Raw genomic sequence first — 6,119 nt, 5'->3', positions numbered from 1 at the left:
CGCCGGCGGGAGCGGGGGGACGAGCGCCGGCGACCGCGCCCGCGGGACGGGGACCGGGTCGGCCGCAGGCGGCGGCGACGGCGGGAAGCTCACCGACTGGGTGGACGGCGAGCCGGGCGCCGAGGACGAGGGCGAGACCGACGAGGCCCGAGACCGACGGGCGAGCGAGCGCGGCGACGGGCAGGCGTCGCTCGGCGACTGGGGGTGAGGGACCCTCCGGCGCCGGAATCGGCGCGTGGATTTATCAGGCGAGCGCGGCGATTCGGAGGCGTGTCCCTCGCTCGCCGCGTCCTCCTCGGCTCGAACCGGAACGGCTCGCCGCGTCGGTATCGGCTCCTCGTCCCGCCGCTGCTCTTCCTCGCCGTCTTCGCCGCCTACGCGGTCGGGGCGTTCGAGGTCTCCGGCGGGGTCGTGTTCCTCGCGGGCGACGCCGCGGTCGTCGGCGTCCTCGCGGCCGCGGTCCTCGCCTATCGACGGGCCGGGCTGGCGCTGGCGTGGGCGTCCGTCTACGGCGCGCTCCTCGGGTACAACGCGGACCACTACCTGCTGGGCCTCTCGGGGCGGCCCCTCGGCGAGCGCGTCGCCGCGCTCGTCGGACCCGACGGGCTCGCCTTCGTCGGCGTCGAGGCCGTGGTCCTGGGGACGCTCGCGTGGGTCGGCGGCGCGGCCGCGGCCCGAGCCGCGGAGGCGCTTCGGTCCCGAAGCGGTGAGGCCCCGTCCGAGTGAGGGGATTTAGGTGCCCGAGCGCCGACTCCGACGCATGGACGATCTGTCGTGGGAGACGCTCGACACCGACATCGACTACCGCTGCCCCGGCTTCGACGTGCGCCGCGACGAGGTGCGCTTCCCGGACGGCGAGACGGACGGGTTCCACTACGTCGACGAGCCGCCGGCGGTCGTGGTGCTCCCGCTGACCCCCGACGGCGACGTCGTCGTGATCGACGAGTGGCGGCAGGCGGTCGGCCGCGTCAACCGCGGGATCCCCGCCGGGACGGTCGAGTCGGCGGACGCCGACGACCTCGAACGCGCCGCCGCCCGCGAGCTCGCCGAGGAGACGGGGTACGAGGCCGACGCCTTCGAGCGCCTGACGTCGGTGGAGCCGACGAACGGGATGGCGGACTCGGTCCACCACCACTTCCTCGCGACGGGGTGTGAACCCACCGCCGAGCGCGACCTCGACCACAACGAGTCGATCGCGGTCGAGACGGTCCCGTACGACGACCTGCTCGAAGCGGTCGTCGACGAGGGGCTCCGCGACGGGCGGGCCGTGACCGCCGTGCTCTGGTACGAGCTGCTGCACCGCTGACGGGGGCTTCCGGGGGGTCGCGAGCGCGGCGCACGAACAGCCCTATTATGCGTCGGCCCGTACGCCGGGTAATGCCTGACCCCTCCAGCGACGACGGGACGCGACGGGAGTCGAGCGCTCCCGACGGCGGCGAGCCGGCGGACGGCTCGGCCGCGACCGGCGACGGGCCGGCGACCGCCGACGGCACCGCCTCGCCGACGGCGTCCGACGGGTCCGACGGCCGCGGCGTCGGGATCGCGATCGTCACGGCCCTGCTCTTGGGGGCGCTCGGCCCCGCGATCGCCCTCGCCAGCGGGGGCGTGGTGCTCGGTCTCAACGCGGTGACGGGCGGGCTCCCGCTCGCCGTGACCCTCGTTATCACGCTCGTTTTGGGCCAGTACGTCGCGTTCGGCGGGCTGGCGCTCGGCTACCTCGCGTGGCGCGGGCTCGACCGGTCCGGGATCGTCGCGTACCTCGGCGTGCGGCGCCCGAGCCTGAAGGAGATCGGCCTGATCGTCGGGAGCTGGGCGCTCATCCTCGTCACGATCATCGTCGTCTCGATCGTGATCCAGCAGCTCGGGACCGAGGCCGCCTCGAACCAGAGCGCGGAGCTGGCGATGCGGAACCCCGCGATCATCCCACTCCTCATCGCGGCCTCGTTCCTCGTGATCGGCCCCTCCGAGGAGATCCTGTACCGCGGCGTCGTCCAGGGACGGCTCCGGGAGTCGCTGTCGCCGGCGCCCGCGATCCTCATCGCCTCCGCGATCTTCGCCGCCGTCCACGTGATGGCGCTGACCGGCGGCGCCTCCGCGCGGCTCACCACCATCGCCATCCTCTTCCTCCCGAGCATCGTCTTCGGCGCGGTGTACGAGTACACCGAGAACCTCGTCGTCCCGGCGCTGCTTCACGGCCTCCACAACGCCGTCATCTTCACCATCCTGTACATCTCGATCGCCTACGGCGACGAGATTCAGGAGGCGGCCGGCGGCGGCGCGGCGCTGCTCCCCATTTAAAAAGACGAGCTACGGAGGGCGTTTCGGACCGCCGCCGGCTGCCAGAGGCGCGAAGCGCCTCGCTGTCGCGAGTCGTCGCGACTGGGGCCTTGGAGGTGTTCACCGATACGCAGTCGACAACCGGTTATAAACAACCAGAACATCTGCAACTACCGAGTAGAAGCGGACTGAGGGGAGTAAGCCCCCTTCGGTTCGTCCCGACATTCGGCTAAGCGTCCGCGCCGTGGCCGGACTACCTTATGACGCGGACTTGCACCGGCGAGGATTCGCCGTTCCATCCGTTCCCACCCGTCGATCCTCCTCGGGTTAACTCCCTTCCCTCGCGGGTCGGTTCGCGCGAATCACGGGTCGGGGCGGGGGGTGTCGTTGCTGTTCCAGAGCCAGCCGTCTCCGACTCCGGGCGTGTGCCCGGTCGCCCGTCCGGCCGGTGGGGGGACTTTCCTCATGCCAGAGGCACGGGAGTCGGGCTCCCTCTGTCCGGGTCGACGTTGCCCGCGACCGCGAATAAGCGATCCGGTCGGAGCGGGGGTCCCGAGCGCGGCGCGACGGTAACGACGGCCTAATTCGACGGCGGGTGCGGCCGCGACCCCGAGGACGAGCGCTGCTTCGACCGCCGGCGAACGGGGGTCCACCCGCCGGCGAACGGGGATCCACCCGCCGCGTGAACCGGGGAAATCGAAGCGCTCCGGCGGGATGCCGTGCCATCAGTTCGCAAGGGAAGCGTTCAAGTCGTCAGCAACGTAATGGACCTACATGTCCGAGGCCCAGACCGTTCAGCTGTCGTACGACGACGGTGCACGAGCGGTCGAACTCGCGCGGGAGGCGGTCGAGTCGTTCGTCCGACACGGACAACGTGAACAACCCGGCAGCATGCGCGAGGCGTTCTACGCCCGCACCGGGGCGTTCGTTCGATTGGAATCCACGAGAGGCCGCGGCCGCCTCCGCGGCTGCGCGGGCGCCTGGGAAACGTCCGACCAGCTCGGCCACGCCATCGTCGAGGCCGCCATCAAGGCCGCCTCCGGCGACTCCTGCGGCTCGGAGGTCGAGCCCAAGGAGCTCGACAACATCACCGTCTCCGTGTTCGTCGTCTCGAACACGGTGCTCACGAACGACCCCCTCGCCGACCTGCAGATCGGCACGCACGGCGTCGCCGTCGACGGCGGCAACTCGCACGGCTGGCTCTACCCGACGGTCCCCGTCGAGAACGGCTGGTCCGGCGCCGAGTTCCTCTCGCGCGCCTGCCGGAAGGCGAAGCTCTCCCCGACCGCCTGGGAGGACGACGACACGATGGTGACGCTCATCGAGGGACAGGTGTTCCGAGAGCGCGCCGACGGCGGCGCCGTCGAGGAGCTGTAACGGCCGAAATCGACTGTTCTTCTCCGTTTCCGGTCGTCGGCCCCGTAGCCGACCGCTACTCCGCCCCGTAGCCGACCGCCTCCGCGTCCGCGAGCGCCCGCTCCGCCGCGGCCGCGAGGTCGGTCGCGTCGCCGGCGACGACCTCGCCGTCGCGGATCGCCGGCCCCATGAGCGACTCGGCGTCCTCGGGCCCCGATCGGTCCGCCAGTCCCACCGCGTGCGCGCCGTCCGCGGTGCGGTAGACGGCCTTCGCGCCCGAGAGCTTCCCGCGCTTCGCGGCCGGCTCGCCGTCGACGGCGACGAGGTCGAGCGCGAAGTCAACGGGGTCGGCGTTGGAGACGTAGCCGCCCACGCCGAAGCCGTCGGCGACGTCGCGGAGCTCGCGGAGGTCGGCGGGCTCGAGCCCGCCGGAGACGTACACGCCGACGTCGGCGTGGCCGCGGGCGTCGAGCTCCCACTGGACCTCGCGGACGATGTGCCGGAAGTCGCCGCGGCGCGACCCGGTGGTGTCGAGCCGGACGCCGTCCAGCCGGTCGCCGAGCGCCGCGACCGCCCGGAGCGTCTCGTCCACCTCGTCGGAGTAGGTGTCACAGAGGGCGATCCGCGGCACCGACTCGTCGACCGCCTCATCGAAGGCGCGCCACGCCGCCTCCTGCTCGCCGCGGCCGAAGCAGATCGAGAGGGCGTGCGGCATCGTCCCCGACGCCTCACGGCCGATCAGGTCGCCGGCGGCCACGTGCGAGAAGCCGTCGAACCCGCCCACGAGCGCGGACCGCTCCACCGCCGCCGTCATCGAGGGGTGCACGTGGCGCGCGCCGAAGGAGAGCACCTGCGACTCCGGCGCGGCGGCCCGGCAGTCGAGCGCGGCGGTCGCCATCCCGGAGGCGTGCGAGAGGAAGCCCAAGAGCGAGGTCTCCAGCCGCGCGAACTCCCGGTACGGCCCCTCGATCCGCATCACCGGGCCGCCGTCGAACAACCGCCCCTCGGGGATCGCGTCGACGTCGACGTCGCGGCCCTCCAACAGCGCGAGCGCGTCCTTCAGTCCGGCGAACAGCTCGAAGTCGCCGTCGGAGAACTGGTCGGCGGTCACCTCGGCGACGACGCGCGGGTTCCGGCCGGCGCGGTCCAGCGCGGCCTCTGTCCGCTCGAAGTACGCGTCCGTCGCCCGGCCGTCGCGGATCGCGGCCGCGTCGACGATGTCGAACTCGGTCATACACGGGATACGCCCGCGCGGGAGCAAAAGCGGTCCGGGTCCCGGGCCCGCGCGTCGCGGCGACACTCGTCCGCCGGCGCGCCCGGCGACTCAGTCCCGCGACCGGCGGGCGAGCAGCGACACCGCCGCCAGCAGCCCGAGGAGGCCGGCGACGACCCCGAATCCGGGCGCCTCGTCGCCGGTCGAGGCGTCCGGCCCGGACGAGCCGTCCGGGCCGTCGCCGTCCGACCCGGAGTCGTTTCCGTCGTCGCCGTCCGACCCGTCGTCACCGTTCGTGCCGTCGGCACCGTCCGTCCCGCCGTCGCCGCTCGCACCGTCCCCGGTCGCGGGGGGCGCGAGGTCAGCGTCGGGGCGCAGTTCGAGCACGCCGCCGGGCTCCGGGGCGTGGACGATCGTCACGCGCGTCCCGTCTCGGACGACGCCGTAGGCGCCGGGGAAGTCGCCGTCGTCGATCTCGTACACCCGTCCCGCCTCGTACTCGTCGTCGCCGTGGGCGGTTACCATCTCGACGTACGTCTCGCGGAAGTCCGCGGCGTCGGCGGTCGTCTGCCACTCGGTCACCCAGACGTACCCGTCGCGGGCGTCGTCGCCGTCGCCGGCGCGGTACGGGTAGAGCTCGTCGCCCGCCCAGCCGTCGGTCGACTCGTGGGCGTAGTTGTAGTTCGCGCGGGTCTGGAGCTCCTCGTCCGGCTGCGTGTGGATCCGGACGTTCGCCCCCGCGCTCGTCTCGGGCTCGAGCACCGGGTACCCGTACTCGAGGCTCTGGTACCAGAACATGACGAACATCGACGCCTCGCCGGTCGTCTCGGCGCCGTCGACCCCCTGATCGGGGTACGTCTCCCAGTCGCCGGTCGCCGTGTCCTCGAACGTCACGTTGCGGGTCTCGTAGTCGGGGTTCCGGTGGATCACCTCGGCGGTGCTCCCCGGCGGGTTCGTCATCGTCTCGTTGACCGCCTCCCAGCCGCCCTCCTCGACGAGTTCCTCGACGTAGAGCGCGCCGTCGGAGTACGGCTGGAGCACGGTCTGGAGGATGCCGAAGTTGAAGTCGGCCGCCGACCCGCCGCCCCCGCCGCCCGCTGCGCGGCCAACTGGACCTGCATCGACGCAGCGGGCGGCGTAGCGCTCCTCGATGTGGACGGCCTCCCCCTCGACGATGCCGTCGACCGCGAGGTCGCCGTCCTGCGTGGCGCCGGCGTAGCGGGGCCGCGTGAGGTCGTGGTACTGGTCTTGCATCCCGTGGACGAGCTCGTGC

At 72.6% G+C, this 6,119-nt stretch carries 6 protein-coding genes, 1 other RNA gene and 1 pseudogene; 5 read left to right on the top strand and 3 right to left on the bottom strand.

Features of this window, described 5'->3' with window-relative positions; genetic code table 11:
- From DJ74_RS16220 to DJ74_RS16205, 4 genes and pseudogenes are all read left to right on the top strand, one after another.
- Nucleotides 1-208: pseudogene (locus DJ74_RS16220) on the top strand (DNA polymerase IV); the annotation flags it as partial.
- Between the two features lie 62 nt (nt 209-270).
- A complete protein-coding gene (locus DJ74_RS16215) occupies nt 271-726 on the top strand; it encodes a hypothetical protein (RefSeq protein WP_094521906.1) in 456 nt (151 codons plus the stop codon).
- A 34-nt stretch (nt 727-760) separates the two neighbouring features.
- The gene (locus DJ74_RS16210; RefSeq protein WP_094521905.1) at nt 761-1,306 is read left to right on the top strand and encodes an NUDIX hydrolase; all 546 of its coding nucleotides are present in this window, start codon (nt 761-763) and stop codon (nt 1,304-1,306) included.
- A gap of 71 nt (nt 1,307-1,377) precedes the next feature.
- Nucleotides 1,378-2,298, top strand: a complete 921-nt coding sequence (locus tag DJ74_RS16205; protein ID WP_094521904.1) for a CPBP family intramembrane glutamic endopeptidase — start codon at nt 1,378-1,380, stop codon at nt 2,296-2,298.
- A gap of 165 nt (nt 2,299-2,463) precedes the next feature.
- On the opposite strand, the gene rnpB is transcribed toward DJ74_RS16205, so the two are convergent.
- Nucleotides 2,464-2,776, bottom strand: an RNA gene (gene rnpB, locus DJ74_RS16200) — RNase P RNA component.
- Nucleotides 2,777-3,051: 275 nt separating this feature from the next.
- On the opposite strand from rnpB, the gene DJ74_RS16195 reads away from it, so the two are divergent.
- On the top strand, nt 3,052-3,654 hold the full coding sequence (locus DJ74_RS16195) for a TIGR00296 family protein (RefSeq protein WP_094521903.1): 603 nt from the start codon (nt 3,052-3,054) through the stop codon (nt 3,652-3,654).
- A gap of 55 nt (nt 3,655-3,709) precedes the next feature.
- On the opposite strand, the gene DJ74_RS16190 is transcribed toward DJ74_RS16195, so the two are convergent.
- Entirely contained in the window at nt 3,710-4,867 is a 1,158-nt protein-coding gene (locus tag DJ74_RS16190) for a nicotinate phosphoribosyltransferase (protein ID WP_094527922.1), read from the bottom strand.
- A gap of 90 nt (nt 4,868-4,957) precedes the next feature.
- Nucleotides 4,958-6,119 (bottom strand): Hvo_1808 family surface protein (locus DJ74_RS16185; protein WP_141212737.1); only part of this gene is annotated, 1,162 nt, incomplete at its 5' end.

Origin of the sequence: Halorubrum sp. Ea8 (genome assembly GCF_002252925.1) — an archaeon.
Taxonomy (GTDB): Archaea; Halobacteriota; Halobacteria; order Halobacteriales; family Haloferacaceae; genus Halorubrum.
Note: the sequence above shows the minus strand (reverse complement) of the source record. Positions and strands in the feature narration are given on the sequence as shown.

Coding starts and splice junctions, on each gene's coding strand:
- DJ74_RS16205 (WP_094521904.1), top strand. CDS start 1,378: ATGCCTGACCCCTCCAGCGACGACGGGACGCGACGGGAGTCGAGCGCT.
- DJ74_RS16210 (WP_094521905.1), top strand. CDS start 761: ATGGACGATCTGTCGTGGGAGACGCTCGACACCGACATCGACTACCGC.
- DJ74_RS16190 (WP_094527922.1), bottom strand. CDS start 4,867: ATGACCGAGTTCGACATCGTCGACGCGGCCGCGATCCGCGACGGCCGG.
- DJ74_RS16195 (WP_094521903.1), top strand. CDS start 3,052: ATGTCCGAGGCCCAGACCGTTCAGCTGTCGTACGACGACGGTGCACGA.